We start from the raw sequence: 16,918 nt of genomic DNA on the forward strand, positions 1-16,918 counted from the left end.
TGGACGTTTCATTATAACACCATGAAATGACATCTTAGGAGAGAATATGATGGACAAAAAAATACCATTTTCAACCTATGCAGTAATCGGAACGATGCTGTTTGGTATGTTTTTTGGAGCGGGAAATTTAATATTTCCGATTCAAATGGGGCAATTGGCAGGAACGAATTATTGGTTTGCGCTAATTGGCTTTTTAGTTACGGCAATTGGTTTGCCGTTTTTAGGAATTCTGGCAATCGGATTGTCGGGAAGTAATGGATTGCGTGATTTGGCAAGTAAAGTACATCCGGTGTTTGGATTGTTTTTTGCATTGGCTTTATATTTAACGATCGGACCGTTTTTTGCAATTCCGCGTACAGCAACAGTACCGTTTGTTGTTGGATTTGAACCGTTTATCGATCCTTCACAAGCGACATTGTGGCTTGCGGTATTCAGCTTTATATTCTTCGCGATTGTTTTTTACTTTTCGTTAAATCCGGCGAAAATAATGGACATTATAGGGAAGTACTTAACACCGGCATTTTTAATCTTTTTATTTGTATTAATCGGAATTAGTCTGTTTTCACCGATGGGTAAATTCGTGGAACCTGCCGGAGCCTATATTAACGAGGCGTTTATGACTGGTTTCAAAGAAGGTTATAACACAATGGATGCACTTGCTTCACTTGCGTTCGGTATTGTAGTCATCCATGCGATAAAGCGTACTGGTATTACAGATAAAAAAGAAATTGCAAAAGCGACTTGGAAATCGGGTATTTTTGCAATGGCATTAATGATGCTAATATACGGTCTGATTGCTTACATGGGAGCATCAAGTGTGACCGCAATTGGTACATTTGAAAATGGCGGGCAAATTTTTGCGGCTGTTGCTGATCATTACTTCGGCTCATACGGTGCGATTTTGTTGGCAATTATTATTGTACTTGCCTGTTTGAAAACGAGTATTGGGCTCATCACTTCGTGTAGTGAATTTTTCCATGAAGTGTTTCCGAAGGTCAGCTACAAAACATTTGTAGTGGTGCTATGTGTTGTATCGTTTATCATTGCGAACTTTGGGTTAACGAATATTATTACATATGCAATTCCTGTATTGATGTTCCTTTATCCACTGGCGATAGTGTTGATCATATTGGCGCTTGCAGGACCACTATTCCATTATAAAAAGCCTGTATTTGCGGGAGCCATTTTACTCGTATTCTTTATTAGTATAATTGATGGATACAATGCATTGATCGGTAGTGTACCGGCATTTGAAGTAAGTTTGTTGTCATCTATTTCAACGATTTATGCGGACTACTTGCCGCTTTATTCAATTGGCTTAGGATGGATTGTACCGGCTGTAGTTGGGGCGGTTATCGGATTATGTATTCCGAATCGCAGCGGTGAAGTAAATACGAATTAAAAAATGGGTGTGTAAGAGGAAAAATTTCCTTTTACACACCCGTTTTCTGTTTTAGTGGATATTTTGCTTTTTGAAGTTTCCGCCTTTAACTTCGACTACTTCGTACACCGTCACAAAGGCATTCGGATCGATTTCACGAATGATTCCTTTTATTTTGCTTTCCTCCATTCGGTTAATTACGCAAGTGATTTCTTGGAACTCCTGATGCGAGTAAGCACCGTATACCGTATTGAATGTGGCGCTTCGTCCTAAGCGGTCCCGGATCGTTTCGACCATTTTAAGTGGCTCGTTCGTAATAATTTTGTATGTTTTAGAGCCGCTTAGTCCTTCTTCTACAATTATGATAACTTTCGATGCAATATAGTACGCAATTGCTGATAGCAAGGCACCTTTGAATCCGAAAACAAACGAAACGATAATGAAAACGAAAAAGTTTAAAAATAGAATGAGATCACTTGTACCAAAAGGGAGTTTTCTGGAAAGTAACACAGCAAGCATGTCTATCCCGTCGAGAGCCCCACCATTGCGGAGTGCTAAACCCATACCGATACCTAAAATGATCCCCCCTACAACTGTAATAAGCAATGCATCACCAGTAATGATTGTTGGTACATGGTGCATAAGCGAAGTACCGATTGCTAATGATGCAATCCCGATAACAGAATTGATAGCAAATGTTTTTCCGATTTGTTTATATCCTAAATAAATAAACGGGATGTTTAGTAAGGCGATCAGCAGGCCTAATGATATTGGCGTTAGCTGAGAAATAACGATACTAATCCCCGTGATTCCGCCATCCGATACGTTATTTGGTATTAATACCGCTTCTAATCCATAAGCGGCGATTAAACCGCCAATAATAACAATGATTTTTTGTCCGATTGACTTTGCGATGTCTTGCTTCGACATAAAATTCCCCCTCAATTTGCATGGTAATAATTATACATGAATTTTAGCTCGATTACTTTTCAGCGGGTAAATTAACCGATTATTTTGCAAAAAAAGTTAAATAAGAAACTAAGTGAGTTTTTGGTATTGGAATTTTACGTCATTTCATTATAAATTATGTCCAGAAAGTTGACATGGATTAAAAAACCAATACAGGAAATGTTCGAATAATGCGATTAAATTGTTCTAAAAATCATATGTTAGTTTTTATAACATTAGATTGACAATGGATGTTACATTGGTTTAAAGTAAATGGTAAGAAGAGGGAGGCGAGATGATGAGTCGAGAGTTTCGAAGAGCGATGCCGTTACTGCCGATTAGCATGGTGATGCAGTTAACAGAATTAACGGCTAGACAAATTCGTTATTATGAAGAACATGAATTAATCGTCCCTGCCAGATCAGAAGGGAATCGTAGGATGTTTTCTCTTGATGATATTGATGCATTACTGGAAATAAGAGAGCTACTCGACCAGGGCATTAATATGGCGGGTGTCAAAAAGGTATTTGCAATGAGGTCAAAAGAGTATGTAAAGAAACCTGACGTAGTACGCGTAACAGATACAGAATTGCGTACGATTTTACGAGAAGAAATGCTGCAAGCACAGCGCATGCAAAAGACATCACTACGTCAAGGCGATTTATCGCGTTTCTTTCAATATAAAACTGAGTAGGACCAATTAAAAAGGAGAGTGTTGAAGTATGGCAAATGTAACGGTGAATGGAACAAGCAAAGCGACGAAAGAAAGCATTAAAAAGATTGTGGCAGATAAAAATGTAAAGTTTATTCGTCTACAATTTACTGATATTTTAGGAACAATCAAAAACGTGGAAATTCCGGTAAGTCAATTAGATAAAGCGCTGGATAACAAAATGATGTTTGACGGTTCTTCAATTGAAGGTTTCGTACGTATTGAAGAATCTGACATGTATTTGCGTCCGGATTTAGATACCTTCATGATTTTCCCATGGACTGCGGAAAAAGGAAAAGTTGCACGTTTAATTTGTGACATCGCACGTCCGGACGGCTCTCCTTTTGAAGGGGATCCTCGCTCAAACTTAAAAAGAATGTTAAAAGAAATGGAAGACTTAGGTTTTACTAGCTTTAACTTAGGACCTGAGCCAGAATTCTTCTTATTTAAATTAGATGAAAAAGGCAATCCGACATTGGAATTAAATGATGATGGTGGCTACTTCGACTTGGCACCAACGGATTTAGGGGAAAACTGCCGCCGCGATATCGTATTGGAACTTGAGGAAATGGGCTTTGAAATTGAAGCATCACACCATGAAGTAGCTCCAGGTCAACACGAAATCGACTTCAAATATGCCAACGCAGTGGAAGCGTGCGATAATATTCAAACGTTCAAGTTAGTAGTAAAAACAATTGCGCGTAAACATGGCTTACATGCAACATTTATGCCAAAACCATTATTCGGTGTGAACGGTTCAGGAATGCACTTCAACTTATCTTTATTCCAAGGAAGTAAAAATGCATTCTGGGATGAAGGGGAAGACTTACAGTTATCAAAAACAGCGAAACATTTCTTAGCAGGCGTATTAAAACACGTTCAAGGATTTACAGCGGTGACAAATCCGACGATTAATTCATACAAACGTTTAGTACCTGGCTATGAAGCACCTTGTTATGTAGCATGGTCACCAAAAAACCGTTCACCATTAGTACGTATCCCGGAATCTCGTGGTCTATCAACTCGTATTGAATTACGTTCAGTTGACCCGTCTGCAAACCCGTACTTAGCGATGGCTGTTATTTTGGCTGCAGGATTGGATGGCGTGAAAAATGAAATCGAGCCACCAGCACCGGTTGACCGTAACATTTATGTGATGAATGCTGAAGAGCGTGCAGCTTATGGTATTGCTAGTTTACCAGGTTCATTGGATGCAGCATTAGCTACTTTAGCGAAAGATGAAGTAATCATCGATGCGTTAGGCGAACATATTTATGCAAACTTCAAAGAAGCAAAAGAAGTGGAGTTCGATATGTTCCGCACATCTGTACACCAGTGGGAACGCGACCAATATATGAAGATGTACTAAGAGGAAAGCGTTGGGGCTGTAGGCTCCAACGCTTTTATCCTTTTTGTTGCCCACAAACTTTTTTATTGCCCCAATTCTTTCATGTATTCATCGAAATTATGAAGGGTATTTTCTGCATGTTTATGCGAAATATGAGCATAAGTATTAATCGTGGTAGTAGCAGATTCATGACCTAATCTGTCAGCAATCGATTTCATATCCCATCTAGCCTCAATAAGCATTGCCACATGTGTATGACGGGTAGAATGAATCGGAATTGGCTCGAGTTCTAAATGTTCCTGTGCAGATTTAAAAGCATTCCAAAGGGTGGATTTTGAAATGGGGTTTCCATCATCACGAGCGAATACAAGATTTAAATCATGATTGTAAAGACTACCGACAAGCAGTTTCTGTTCGGTACGATATTTTACATATGTTTTGAGCTTTTGCATATATTTCGGACGCATTTTGATGACACGGTAAGAGGAATAGGTTTTAGGATCACCGAGGAGATCGTCGCCTTCTTCTGGTTGGAAATCTAATGTTTGATCTACTCGCAAAGTATTTTCTCGCCAATCAATATCGTCTAAACGAAGTGCTGCACATTCTCCCACACCGGGTTACGCATTAGTGATATCTTGACAGTAAAGGTGCAGGATGTGTATGGAAAGGATCACTTTTATATTGTCGAGCAAAAAACAAAGAAAGCTAAGCAAAGAAGTAAAAAGTATACGGTACGTAAACGAGTGCCATTAATAACAAAGCTCAGGAAATTAATTAATAGCTACTGCGAAAATATGAAGCAAACAGATTATCTTTTTAAAAGTAGACAAGGAAAGAACAGGCCCATCACTCGTGTTCGGGCCTATAATATTTTGCGAGAAGCAGCACAGCATTGTGGCCTAAAAGAAATCGGTACACACACATTACGAAAGACGTTTGGCTATCTGGTGTACCAAAATGACAAAGATGTAGCATTGCTACAGGATATTTTTAATCACAGTGCTCCTTATATCACGCTCAAGTATATTGGGGTGAACCAAGATGCTATACAAGAAGCGTATGAAGCGCTCAATGATTTGAGGATATAAGTGTAGAGTAGTTATAGTAAGGTTAGTCCGATAATTTATAAATATGTTTATTAAAGACATCTCCTTCAAGTGGTACTTAGAGATGTCTATTTTAATTGGGTAATACTATTAGTGTTATTATAGAATTAAGCTAATGCAATTTATTAGTTTTATAATGTGAATTGTTTATGTTCAACAATAAGTCATTTTGAGGAGAAACTTTATATTTTTGAGAATATTGGAGAATAATTCTCTGTTATAATATACAAATTAGGAGTACAAGGGGGAATTGAGATGGTCGATTATAAAGCTAAGGAAGAAAAGGAACACCCAAGTTCTAACATACTAGCTTCAGCAGGTTTAGTAATTTCATTGGGGATTGTAATAATAATTCTAGGATTTCTAAGAGGAATTGGTATGGAGATACCCCCAGCTTTTCTCTTAGGGATATCCACATTGTCACTTAGCTTGATTTTACTAGAATTACTAAAAATTGAAGGTAAGAAAATCATCATATTCCAGTCTATAGGACTTTTTATTTTAATTTGTTTACCTAATCTTAATATTATTCAAGAAATAAAAAATGAGACCATTATACAGTATAGTGATGGAATGGCTCTAGCCGTAATGGGTATTACACTTATACTAATTGGACAAAAGGGATTGCGTGAGATATTAGGAGTAGTCACATCTAATTCAAATACAATTCAAGAAATGGCTGATACTATGGTTGATGTTAGTGAAAGTTATAAAAAATTAGTTGATGAACATATTGATCTACAGAAAAAATTTAAGGAATTAGATGAAAAACTAGAATCCAAATAGTTTAGATTTATAGTTTTTATTCAACATTTTTCGCCTGATTTAAATTTAACTAAAATACATATAGAGCAATTAACAAGTAAATATGAAAAATGTGAAGCATCTTGTAAAATACTAGGTGCTTTTATTTCGTTGTTTTTAGGAAGTGTCTAGGAAATCAACATGCTTTTACACTTTAGTGCATTAATAACATATATTCAATTTGAACTTGTAAAGCTCAAAATCAAAAGGAACTTTAAGTGTTGATATATCTGAGTTTGTATAGCTAGATATAAGTTAACAGAATATAAGATATGTTAATGTGAGTATGATGATAGAATAAAAATAAAAGGTGGTGAAAGTATGAAAAAAAGAATGTTAGAAAATAAAATTTTTGAGAAAAGTGACAAAGCTCTTTTAAAGTTTTTAGAAAAGAATTTTAGTGCGCAAAAGGTATCGGATATAGAATTGAAAAAGAAGTTACTTACATATGAAAGTTTAGATGAGTATTATAAAAAAGTAATAAATGCAGAAGTAATAACATAAACATGGCAGATTTTTGGCAGGAAGTTGGCAGGGTTTTTCAAAATGAATGTGCTATTATGTTAGTATGCAAAATTCATCAAACAACATAACGACAGGCGATGTGGCTCAGGCTGCGTCGTTTTTTATTGCAATTATTATTCTATAAAAATAAAAGTGGGTCCTTCTGGCGATATTTGAAAAGTCTGCGGGTCTCGCGAACCCCAGAAACGATCTAGATATATGTTCGAAAATAACGTTCCTTCCACCCGGCTAGCAAAAATAAAGTTATATTTGAGAAATGAGGTGTGCAAATGTCGAGTACTGGAAAAACAAAATTAGATGATAGAACCATAGTAAACACAAAAGCACTCGCCAAAATGTTCAATATGAAGGAGCGAAATGTTCGCTATTTAGTTGAAGAAGGAATTATTGCTCGTGTAAATCATGGACGCTACGATCTAATCGATACTGTAAGCAGATACATCACATTTTTAAAAATGTCCAACGATGGATTAGATGAGTCGAAGGTTCAGGAATCTCTTGAATACGAAAATGGCTGCATGAAAAAGCCAAGCGTGAAAAAGCAGAAATTGAGTTATCACATTTAAAGAAAGAAATGCACAAAGCAGATGAGGTAGAGAAAGTTCTAAATCATATGCTTACCTCGTTTCGTTCTAAGATGCTTTCGCTCCCTTCAAAAACTGCTTTGCTTTTAGCTAGTAAAGATGATCCAAAAGAAATTGAAGCACTTCTTGATCGCGATATATATGAAGCATTAGCTGAACTAGCTGATTACGAGCCTTCCTTATTCTTTGAAGAGGATGACGTTGAAGATTTAGATATGGACATGGTAGGTGAGAACGATGGTACAGAAACAGACGTTGAACCTGTTTCGTAAAGTTGCTGGGGTTGTTGCTCCTCCACCAAAATTAACCGTTTCACAATGGGTAGATTCCCATCGTGTTCTTTCAAAAGAATCATCAGCAGAGCCAGGGAAATGGAATACAGATCGTGCACCATATCAACGAGAAATTATGGACTCTATCAGTGATCCTGATATAGATGAAATTGTTGTTATGTCTTCCGCTCAGGTTGGTAAATCAGAGCTTATAAATAACATTATTGGTTACTACATTGATTATGATCCTTCTCCCATGCTTTTAATGCAGCCAACGTTGGAAATGGCTGAAGCATATTCGAAAGATCGAATTGCACCAATGATACGTGATACACCGACATTAACTAAAAAGGTAAATAGCCCGAAAGCAAAGGATGGCAATAATACTTTGCTACAAAAGAAATTTGCCGGCGGTCATTTAACATTAGTTGGTGCCAATTCTCCAGCGAGTTTAGCATCACGTCCAGTAAGGATTGTATTAGCGGATGAAGTTGACAGGTTCCCTTCCTCTGCAGGTACTGAAGGAGACCCATTTAATTGGGACGGAAACACTTGTCTATAGCGATAAAAATAGTGCCGTGGCAAAAAGTATTACAGATGCGATTGCAAAAGCAAGCGGTTTAAAGAATCGTGGGGTCAAGATTCGTAAGGATATTGGTATTCTTAAAGGTACAAACAAGCCCTGCTACTTAATTGAAGTATGCTTTGTTAATGATAGTGTAGATGTTGCGTTGTATAAAAAGAATTTTGCTGCCATTTGCCAAGCAATTGCAGAACAATTAGCAAAAGCAGTGGGTAAAACATTATCGCCTTCCACAATTACTTCAAATGTCAAGGACAAGGAGACACGTACATTGGATATTAACAGTCCAGCTTTAAATAACATTGTGAATGATATTTTAGATAGCAAGGGACAACGTGAAACCATTGTGAATTGTGCCATTGCTGAGGGCGCACATAAGTCTTGGCTTGATAAGTTAAATGACCGTACTATTACAAACGATGAAATTTTAGCATTGGCTGCTATGTCTATTGTGAATGTTAAAAAAAATTAAAGCCCGTTTCTACTGTATCAATCAAGTAGTAGCGGACTTTTTATTTTGACAAAAATTAAATTGTTTTTAACTTAGTTCAACAATCGGTCCAGATTGTTGAACAACATTCTTAAGATGTAATATTCCGCGTTTCACAAGGAATAAACCGTCACAACGGCGGTAGTGTACTGCCCCCATACAAGACATATAAGGAAGACCATTGTTATAGCAAAGGTCTTCTTTTCGAATTGATGTAAACTTCTCTAAAACTCAATCACTGTAATATGTTATATACTCTTGATCATGGCCTACAGTAATATGAGGTATATTATTTTCCTCAAAGTAACTATAAAAACTATCTAACTCAATGTCCTCTTCAAAGGTAACATTTCTAGAAGCAATAACAAAAGGAATTACATTTGCTCTCTCATAAAATTCAAATACAAATTGCAACTCATCATCATTAATATATCCTAATATGCCCTCACTCTTTGGAAAAGAATACTTATCATCAACAATGTTCTTAATTTCAACGAAATTCGAAGAAATCTCCAAAAGAAACTCTTTGTAATATTCCGGGATTATTGTATATATTACTTTCTTTTTTGGCAAAAGTTGTTCAATAATTTTTTGGAAAGCTTCTTTTGAACAATTCTCTTCTACTTCAGTATTATAATGCTTCATAGGTTTCACTCCTACTTAATTGTTTCCCATTTCGGATCAGTTGGATAGATTACATGATGTTCTTTAATATTTGGAGTTATATGATAATGCAAGACATCATCTACTGTGCGTTTACTACCTTCTTTAAACTGATGATAATCTAAAGCAAAGATTGTTTTATCCTTACTTTTACTTTTTGTATCAATTATTCCCAAATAACGACCATTTTTAATATTCACTATAAATTTATATCTGTCTACATCATCCAATGCTTTCTTAACATGGGGTTTAGCAATATCCCATGCTTTATCTATAGCTTTTGTTCCGACTTTACCTGCTAAAAGTCTAATACCGGCTGCAGCTATTGGAATCCATTGACCTGCTACTTCAGTCTCATCGATAATAACCTCTTGCGAATTTAAAACCAAGTATTCCTCCATTTCTTTAAATACTGGATCATTTAATAAAAATGCAAAGTCTTGTTCAAAATTAGTTAAATCTACATCTGTAAAATCAGTACCTGACTCTTCAGTAATCTGTTGTACCATACTAGTATCTATACTTATCTGGTTAATAGAAAAGTCATGACTAGTTGCTGTTGAATCAGTTGGTAATAGAAACGCCACTAACATAATAGATGCTAAGAAAATACTTAAAAACTTCTTCATATGTATACTCCTTTAATTCAAATTATTTTAGTATCTTATCTATCTCTAAGATACTAACGTTCCCTATATTACCTAATTCTTCTTTTATTTTCAATAATTTATAATATAATTCTTTTTTTGGGATATTATTGTTATATTCTATAAATAATGCAAGGACCCCAGCCATATATGCAGATGCCATAGATGTTCCACTGGCTATCAGAAAATTCCCATCTAATGAATAACTTAGAATCTCCTGTCCTGGCAACAAATAGTCTAATTCTTTACCTATAGTTGTGCCTTTCCAAATACCACCGTCTTTTTCTAATGCCCCCACCGCTATCACTTTAGAGTATTTTGCTGGGTACATAATATCTATATTTTCTTTTAAACCATAGTTACCTACCGAGGACACTACAAAAATATTCTTATCTAATGCTCTATTAACTGCTTCCTCAAATTCTTTATTTTCTTTTAAAAATCCAAATGGCATTAATATTACATCTACATCTTTTTCAATAGACCAATCAATTGCTGAAATTACATCTTTCATTTCCCCTTTTAAATCCATTGAAAGTGCTTTTGCCACATAAATATCAGCCCCCGGTGCTACCCCTATATCTTCACCTGATAAAATTCCATAAATGTGCGTTCCATGACCATGACTGTCTGTATAAGATGTTCCTGATTGTACAAAATTTTTACCTTCCACAACGTTCTTTATTCGTTTATCATCTGCTACCCCAGTATCAATAATGGCAATCTTAACTCCCTCCCCGGTTACTTTATAACTGTGATGTACCTCATCAATTTTTAAAAATCTGTATCCCCAATTTTTATCTGCAAATTCAACATCCTCTAATTTATTTTCCACTTTATTTTCAAATATACTTTTGTCAAAGAATAGTAAACCTCCGATTAACAGTACTAAAATAAAGCTACATAAAATCCAAAATTTCTTCATTAGTGCCTCCAAAAAATAATAATATAACATTATAAATGGAAAAGAATAGAAAGTACAGGGTGGAACAAAATTAATTGTGGAGGGATATTTATTGAAAATTGGCGGTAGTGTGCCGCCACCAACATAAGACAAATATAATTAATAAAAAAGTTATTCAACAAAACCAGCTAATAGTTGTCAAGATTTTTCGATAAAAATATTAAATCCTACATGATATACTAAAAAAGGGTACACCAAATAAGCCTTCCTCTTTAAAATTGGAAGGTTTTGTTTAATCCACTTAAATATACTTTTTAAACCGCATTTTGGAAGGCTTCTTTCCTTTTAAGTAGGGCATATATCCAATGTAAAAGCTTATTAGCACATGCAATGATTGCTACTCTAAATGGCTTTCCTTCTTCGCGTTTTTTATCGTAGAACTCTCGTAATTTCTTATTTCTAGGGAGTATTTCATCACTTGTTTTTTGCTTACGTGCATCTCTTATACCGCATTGTACAGCCATAAATAACGCTTGTCTTAACCTGCTGGAACCTCTTTTGGTTATACGATTGATGGAAGCAGTAAATCGACCAGAAGAGTAAACGCTAGGATCTATCCCGGCGAATGCTACTAGCTTTTTAGGATGGTTAAACCGTTCTATCTCTCCAATTTCAGAGATGATTGTTGCCGCAATCTTTTCTCCAACACCAGGAATAGACTGGATTATCTCATATTCTTCAATTTCTTTAGCGAGGGCATCTATTTCTGCTGCTAACTTTGATAGATGCTCTTGATATTGAAGAACAATGTTAATAAACATTCTTAGGTTAAAGATATGGCTTTGATACAAGTTGTTTTGAAATGGATTACGTAATGCAGCCTCTCTCAATTTAATTGCCTTTTCTTTTGCCCATCTTTCTGAACGGGTTGTACATAATTCCGCAATTTTATTAGTAAGTTCTGATTCGCTAACACTTAAAACCTCTTTGGAGGTTGGGAAGATGGATAGAATCTGTAACGAAATTTTTGAATAGAGATTTCCAAAGACACCTCTGTATTCAGGGAAAACCTGATCTAAGATGGACTGTAGCTGTAACTTTGTTTGTGCAGCTGTGCTTGATACTGTTTCTTGTTGTCTAGTGAGATTACGAAGATTTAAGAGTTGTATACCTCTCTTTTTATATGGCTCTAACTCTTCCTTGTAATACAATTCGCATAGATGATAGGCATCAATGGCATCGGTCTTTACCTTGCGTAAATTTGTACTTCTAGCTCGATGAGAGATAAGTGGATTAACAATAATATAGACGTATTGTTGCTCCTCCAAAAATTGAATAACGGGCATATGATATTGACCTGTAGATTCTAAAATAACCGAAGGTTGCTTACCATCAGCTAATTTCTCTACTTCCTTTAGAAATTCTAATAAACTATCTAAACCATCAAGAGTATGTTTAATACTAAAGCTCTTACGATATGGTTTGCCTTTATCTAAAAAGGCTTGAACCTGACTTTCTCCTTTTGAAACATCCAGACCAACGACTGGATTCATAATTACATCTCCTCCTAAAGAAAACTAAATTCGTCGGTAACCCCTATAGCTGCTTGTAATGTCATAGGTTCGCTTGTTAAACGGGATCCTTGTCCCAACCAGCTCGAAACATGTTTATACAAGTAGGGGGTGAACAGTTTTGCGGACGGGATCAAGTCCCACGGGCCAGACGTTCTACCCCGACTACCGTTATAATAAGACCTAAACAAAAAAGGTCAACCAGAAAAATCTGGCTAACCTCATATTACGATAGGGCCATATTGTTGAATAACACTCTTTTATGAAAGGTTTAACAAGGGTTTTGGAATGATTTATCTTAATTAAAATTAAAGGTACAACCTCATTACAGTGAAAATATAGTGGAGTAACACAAGTAGAAATTTTTTTGAAAAACAAACTTAAGAATGCTAAGGAGAATCCATTTTGATAAATCTTTTTTCAAAATGGTTTCTTCTTATTAATCGTATAATAACTGCTAAAAAGTTATTATAAAATATTATATTTAAATACCTAAAGAACTAAGAAAAAATACCGAAAGAATCATTGGATGTCAAAAAGAGAGAAGGTTTCATATTATATGTTCAGATCTATCAAAACAAAAATTATTGTCACGGTTATGGTTTTTTTCCTCCTTGGCATCACCATCATGACGGCAATCAGCAGTACAAAAGTAAAAAATAGAACCGAAGAGAATGTCATTAATTCGAGCGGGGCGGTCATTAATGAAATGGGGTTTGCTATTGAGAACTATCTTGGACAATACGAGAATGGTCTAGCGCAATTGTCGACTTCTAGTTCAATTACAAACTTTACCCTCGAAGACAGTGTAGAAGCAGAATCGTTACTTAAAACACTTAATCAAGAACTTTCTAGTTTCTTAGAGCTATATAGCGACGCACTGTCAGTTTATTATTCAAATCCGGACCATCATATCAATATGCCCTATTCAGATCTTGGCCCCGATTATGATCCAACTACACGTGAATGGTACTCAAAAGCTGCTAAACAACCTGGCAAAGTTCAGTGGTCAACACCCTATATCGACAAAGCAACAGGTGATTTTGTAATCACAGCTTCAATAGCTATAAATGAGAACGGTAAACTCGTCGGTGTGGTTGGACTGGACTTGCAACTCGCAGCCCTGACAGAAAAAATTTCAAAAAGTGAAGTTGGCTATAATGGCTACCCTGTCATCTTTGATACGGAAGGAACAGCAATTGTCCATCCGACATTGCATGGAGAAAATCTCATGAACTTGCCTTTCATAGCAGAGATGTATAAAGAGGGTAATGAACAAGGTTTGATTCACTACGAATATGAGGGTGTCTCTAAAGCTAATATATACTCCACTATTCCAAAATTCGGGTGGAAGATTGGCGCGGTTTATGATGAAAAAAATATTAACGCATTGGCAATTGATTTACGTAATTCGATGCTTATAGTTGCAATTGTCACCCTACTTGTCATCTTTACTGCATTGTACTTAATCATCAGTCGAACAATTAAACCGATTGGCACATTAAAGACACTCATGGATTCCGTTGCGAAGGGTGACTTAACCGCCCATTCCGACATCAAGACAACAGATGAAATCGGTGAACTTGGAAATAACTTCAACAAGATGACCGACAGTATGAAAGACATTATTACTATCATCACTAGCTCTGCATCGAACGTGCGGGAAAGTTCTGAAAGTTTGAGTGCAGTAGTAGAGGAAACAAGTGCATCAAGTGAAGAAGTGGTATATGCTGTGAATGAAATCTCTCATGGTGCATCAAAGTCTGCAGAAGATGCTGAAATTGTTGCAGAACGTGCTGACCTCTTGGGCCAACAAATTAACGAAATTACAACTAAAGCTGCTGTCATGTCTGACATTGCAACCAAAGCCGGCGAATTGAATACCAATGGACAAGGTCAAATGCAACAGCTGAAGCTGTCATTTGATGATTGGGAAACTAATTTACAATCCATGTCCGAGGTAATTCTCACGCTTGAAACCAAAGTAAAAGCAATTGGTGGCGTCATGGAAACCATCACCGAAATTTCAGCACAAACGAATCTTCTTGCTCTAAATGCTAGCATAGAGGCAGCACGTGCCGGGGAACACGGCAAAGGATTTGCTGTAGTTGCGGGTGAAGTACGAAAGCTCGCAGAACAATCGGCACGCTCTACAGAAGAAGTAAAAGCAACTGTTCAAGAGCTACAAGCCGAATCTCGTCTTGTCACCGAGCAAATGAATGAAACACGTGAAAATTTCCATCGTCAAGGATCCATCGTCAACGACACCGAAATCACTTTCGGAAAAATCTCCACATTGATGGCAGATATGCAAGATTCTATCGATACGGTGTACAACGAAATTCAAAAAGTTGCGACACATAAAGATGACGTCACCGAAACAATTCAAACTATGGCAGCAACTTCCCAAGAAACAGCAGCAGCTTGTGAAGAAGTAAGTGCTTCAACAGAAGAACAAACTCGTAGTATTCAGTTTGTATCGGATGCCGCCGAAACCTTGACCAAGTTGAGTGAGGAATTAAGTCAAGCGATTAATCGGTTTAAAATTTAATACCACACTTCATAAATGTTTAAAAACTTACATTACAGAAAAAAACGATATTTAGAACTTTGGTAGTTGTATATTATCTTTGTTCTTTTTCTATCATTTGGTAGACACCTATTCTATGTGGTAGTGATTTCTTATTAATCTCACTATTTCAAAGAATGAGGTGTCTTCTTTTAATAATTAAACTGTCAATGGATTCAACTAACGGGCGCTTTTCTTGCATAAGAAAAGTGCTTTATTCAATTATAGGGCCATATTCTAGAGTAACTAGCTTTTAAGAAATGATACCAAACGATGCTTTGGGAAGGTTTGTATTTCAAATAAAGTAGATGGCTAATCGAAGTGAGATGTTGTATTATTTTTACTAAACTAAGCTGTAAATAAAGGGAGTAATTAAATGAATCAGAGAAAAAATGAATATAATCAGCAGATTGGCGAAGAGGTATCCAATTGGGAAAAAGAAAATTCCCTACCGATATGTGTTATGTAGGAAAGTATACTATTGTCAAAAGATTATCACACACACACTCAAAAGAACTTCCAATATGCATATTTTCTTGTATAAAATTTGCCCACAAATGATTTTCTGCTTTGCCCACAAATTGCCCACAAACTTATAACTTTCTACAGTGTATTAAAATAAACGAACTTCTCAAAATATTGATTTATCAACATTCCTAGTGAACTGAATTACCACCTATTATATAGGAACAGAATCCGCACATCTGTGCATCAGTGGGAACGCGACCAATATATGAAGATGTACTAAGAGGAAAGCGTTGGGGCTATTGGCTCCAACGTGTTTTTCTGTATAAGCTTATGTTCTTATTTCATCCGAATGTTGTAGAGTTTTTTCCTTCCTTTCCTTTTAAAATGAAAGAAGGAGGGGATGTATTTGAAAGAGTGGACTGAAACATTACATGTAGCGCAATTTCGTATCGCACGGCCGACCGATCAAATAGAACAGATAGAACGTTTTTATTGTGAAGGTCTCGGGCTTAAAAAACTTGGAGGCTTTAAAGGGCATGAAGGATACACGGGTATTATGATCGGCTTGCCGGATGCAACTTATCATCTGGAGTTTACTGAACATATTGACGGAAGTCCATGTCCTGCACCAACGGAAGATAATTTACTTGTATTTTATATGCCTAATGTTGAACAAATTCAAGCGGTAAAGGCTCGACTCGCTAGTATGGGCTACTACGAGGTACCGCCTGAAAATCCGTATTGGGAAGAAAAAGGTGTGACGATTGCGGACCCCGACGGCTGGCGTATAGTATTGATGAATACAAATGGGATTTAAGCGTGGGCACACCACTAAATAAAAACAGATTAAAAAGAAAGCGTTGGGGCTGTATGCTCCAACGCTTTTTGTTAATAAAACATAAATATGGCAGGTTCATGTACGAACCTGAACAACATTATTTATGTATTCTCTCTATTTTATGCCGCAGTATCCGAATACTTATTAAGTAACTCATCTAACTCTTGGCTGCAATGTACTACTTCAGGGTGTGTGAATCCTAGGTCGTTTGCTTTTTTGTACATGTCTTTTCTTTTAGATTCAATTCTTATTCTCAATCTTAGCCTAAATATTTTTTTGAAAAATAAAAATCTCATTGCTAAATGTATGTTCCTTTCTGAAGATTACGGTGTTTTATAATTTTGGAGTTAAATAAAACAGCGCTCATCCATCGTAACGTAAAAAAAAATAATAAAGTGTCGAAATGTGGTAGAAATAAAAAGTTCATAAATTTGTAAAAAATAGGTGTATTATACAAAAATAATTTCATCTCATCTTGACTTCAATTGTGAAACGAAATAAT

The 16,918-nt window shown here is 36.1% G+C and carries 19 protein-coding genes; 12 read left to right on the plus strand and 7 right to left on the minus strand.

Annotated features, from left to right (window positions below; all coding sequences use genetic code 11):
• Window positions 1-49: 49 nt before the first annotated feature.
• Window positions 50-1,402 (plus strand): branched-chain amino acid transport system II carrier protein, encoded by a 1,353-nt coding sequence (gene brnQ, locus MKY71_RS06000; RefSeq protein ID WP_340731883.1) that lies wholly within the window; start codon window positions 50-52, stop codon window positions 1,400-1,402.
• Window positions 1,403-1,453: 51 nt separating this feature from the next.
• Here brnQ and MKY71_RS06005 read toward each other — a convergent pair whose 3' ends face one another.
• Window positions 1,454-2,311, minus strand: a complete 858-nt coding sequence (locus MKY71_RS06005) for a YitT family protein (protein WP_014824336.1) — start codon at window positions 2,309-2,311, stop codon at window positions 1,454-1,456.
• Window positions 2,312-2,627: 316 nt separating this feature from the next.
• Here MKY71_RS06005 and MKY71_RS06010 point away from each other — a divergent pair, with 316 nt between their 5' ends.
• Together MKY71_RS06010 and glnA are read left to right on the plus strand one after the other, a co-directional pair.
• Entirely contained in the window at window positions 2,628-3,023 is a 396-nt protein-coding gene (locus MKY71_RS06010; RefSeq protein WP_008408113.1) for a MerR family transcriptional regulator, read from the plus strand.
• 28 nt (window positions 3,024-3,051) lie between these two features.
• Window positions 3,052-4,410: a type I glutamate--ammonia ligase gene (gene glnA, locus MKY71_RS06015; RefSeq protein WP_339175812.1), complete on the plus strand. Its 1,359-nt coding sequence runs from the start codon at window positions 3,052-3,054 to the stop codon at window positions 4,408-4,410.
• A gap of 62 nt (window positions 4,411-4,472) precedes the next feature.
• On the opposite strand, the gene MKY71_RS06020 is transcribed toward glnA, so the two are convergent.
• Window positions 4,473-5,003 (minus strand): site-specific integrase, encoded by a 531-nt coding sequence (locus MKY71_RS06020; protein ID WP_340731884.1) that lies wholly within the window; start codon window positions 5,001-5,003, stop codon window positions 4,473-4,475.
• A 45-nt stretch (window positions 5,004-5,048) separates the two neighbouring features.
• Here MKY71_RS06020 and MKY71_RS06025 point away from each other — a divergent pair, with 45 nt between their 5' ends.
• The 7 genes from MKY71_RS06025 (at window position 5,049) to MKY71_RS06055 (ending at window position 8,738) form a co-directional block, all read left to right on the plus strand.
• Window positions 5,049-5,480 carry a tyrosine-type recombinase/integrase gene (locus tag MKY71_RS06025; protein ID WP_340731885.1) on the plus strand — a complete coding sequence of 144 codons (432 nt, stop codon included), beginning with the start codon at window positions 5,049-5,051 and terminating at the stop codon, window positions 5,478-5,480.
• A gap of 273 nt (window positions 5,481-5,753) precedes the next feature.
• Window positions 5,754-6,284, plus strand: a complete 531-nt coding sequence (locus MKY71_RS06030; RefSeq protein ID WP_340731886.1) for a hypothetical protein — start codon at window positions 5,754-5,756, stop codon at window positions 6,282-6,284.
• Window positions 6,285-6,623: 339 nt separating this feature from the next.
• Window positions 6,624-6,806 carry a hypothetical protein gene (locus tag MKY71_RS06035; protein WP_340731887.1) on the plus strand — a complete coding sequence of 61 codons (183 nt, stop codon included), beginning with the start codon at window positions 6,624-6,626 and terminating at the stop codon, window positions 6,804-6,806.
• A gap of 290 nt (window positions 6,807-7,096) precedes the next feature.
• Window positions 7,097-7,393 carry a hypothetical protein gene (locus tag MKY71_RS06040; protein ID WP_340731888.1) on the plus strand — a complete coding sequence of 99 codons (297 nt, stop codon included), beginning with the start codon at window positions 7,097-7,099 and terminating at the stop codon, window positions 7,391-7,393.
• 47 nt (window positions 7,394-7,440) lie between these two features.
• Entirely contained in the window at window positions 7,441-7,683 is a 243-nt protein-coding gene (locus MKY71_RS06045) for a hypothetical protein (RefSeq protein ID WP_340731889.1), read from the plus strand.
• On the plus strand, window positions 7,649-8,245 hold the full coding sequence (locus tag MKY71_RS06050) for a phage terminase large subunit family protein (RefSeq protein ID WP_340731890.1): 597 nt from the start codon (window positions 7,649-7,651) through the stop codon (window positions 8,243-8,245). The genes MKY71_RS06045 and MKY71_RS06050 overlap by 35 nt, the downstream gene beginning before the upstream one ends.
• 16 nt (window positions 8,246-8,261) lie before the next feature.
• Window positions 8,262-8,738 (plus strand): N-acetylmuramoyl-L-alanine amidase, encoded by a 477-nt coding sequence (locus tag MKY71_RS06055; protein WP_340731891.1) that lies wholly within the window; start codon window positions 8,262-8,264, stop codon window positions 8,736-8,738.
• A 249-nt stretch (window positions 8,739-8,987) separates the two neighbouring features.
• On the opposite strand, the gene MKY71_RS06060 is transcribed toward MKY71_RS06055, so the two are convergent.
• The 4 genes from MKY71_RS06060 to MKY71_RS06075 form a co-directional block, all read right to left on the minus strand.
• A complete protein-coding gene (locus MKY71_RS06060; RefSeq protein WP_339175813.1) occupies window positions 8,988-9,401 on the minus strand; it encodes a hypothetical protein in 414 nt (137 codons plus the stop codon).
• Between the two features lie 11 nt (window positions 9,402-9,412).
• A complete protein-coding gene (locus tag MKY71_RS06065; protein ID WP_340731892.1) occupies window positions 9,413-10,048 on the minus strand; it encodes a hypothetical protein in 636 nt (211 codons plus the stop codon).
• A gap of 22 nt (window positions 10,049-10,070) precedes the next feature.
• Window positions 10,071-10,991: a S8 family serine peptidase gene (locus MKY71_RS06070; RefSeq protein WP_340731893.1), complete on the minus strand. Its 921-nt coding sequence runs from the start codon at window positions 10,989-10,991 to the stop codon at window positions 10,071-10,073.
• 293 nt (window positions 10,992-11,284) lie between these two features.
• Window positions 11,285-12,523: an IS110 family transposase gene (locus MKY71_RS06075; RefSeq protein ID WP_340716285.1), complete on the minus strand. Its 1,239-nt coding sequence runs from the start codon at window positions 12,521-12,523 to the stop codon at window positions 11,285-11,287.
• Between the two features lie 577 nt (window positions 12,524-13,100).
• On the opposite strand from MKY71_RS06075, the gene MKY71_RS06080 reads away from it, so the two are divergent.
• Window positions 13,101-15,092, plus strand: coding sequence for a methyl-accepting chemotaxis protein (locus MKY71_RS06080; RefSeq protein ID WP_340731894.1), 1,992 nt, complete (start codon window positions 13,101-13,103; stop codon window positions 15,090-15,092).
• A gap of 886 nt (window positions 15,093-15,978) precedes the next feature.
• Window positions 15,979-16,395, plus strand: a complete 417-nt coding sequence (locus tag MKY71_RS06085) for a VOC family protein (RefSeq protein WP_340731895.1) — start codon at window positions 15,979-15,981, stop codon at window positions 16,393-16,395.
• A 140-nt stretch (window positions 16,396-16,535) separates the two neighbouring features.
• Here MKY71_RS06085 and MKY71_RS06090 read toward each other — a convergent pair whose 3' ends face one another.
• Window positions 16,536-16,712, minus strand: coding sequence for an aspartyl-phosphate phosphatase Spo0E family protein (locus MKY71_RS06090; RefSeq protein WP_014824333.1), 177 nt, complete (start codon window positions 16,710-16,712; stop codon window positions 16,536-16,538).
• Window positions 16,713-16,918: the final 206 nt, after the last annotated feature.

This window comes from Solibacillus sp. FSL W7-1324, from assembly GCF_038008025.1.
Taxonomy (GTDB): Bacteria; Bacillota; Bacilli; order Bacillales_A; family Planococcaceae; genus Solibacillus.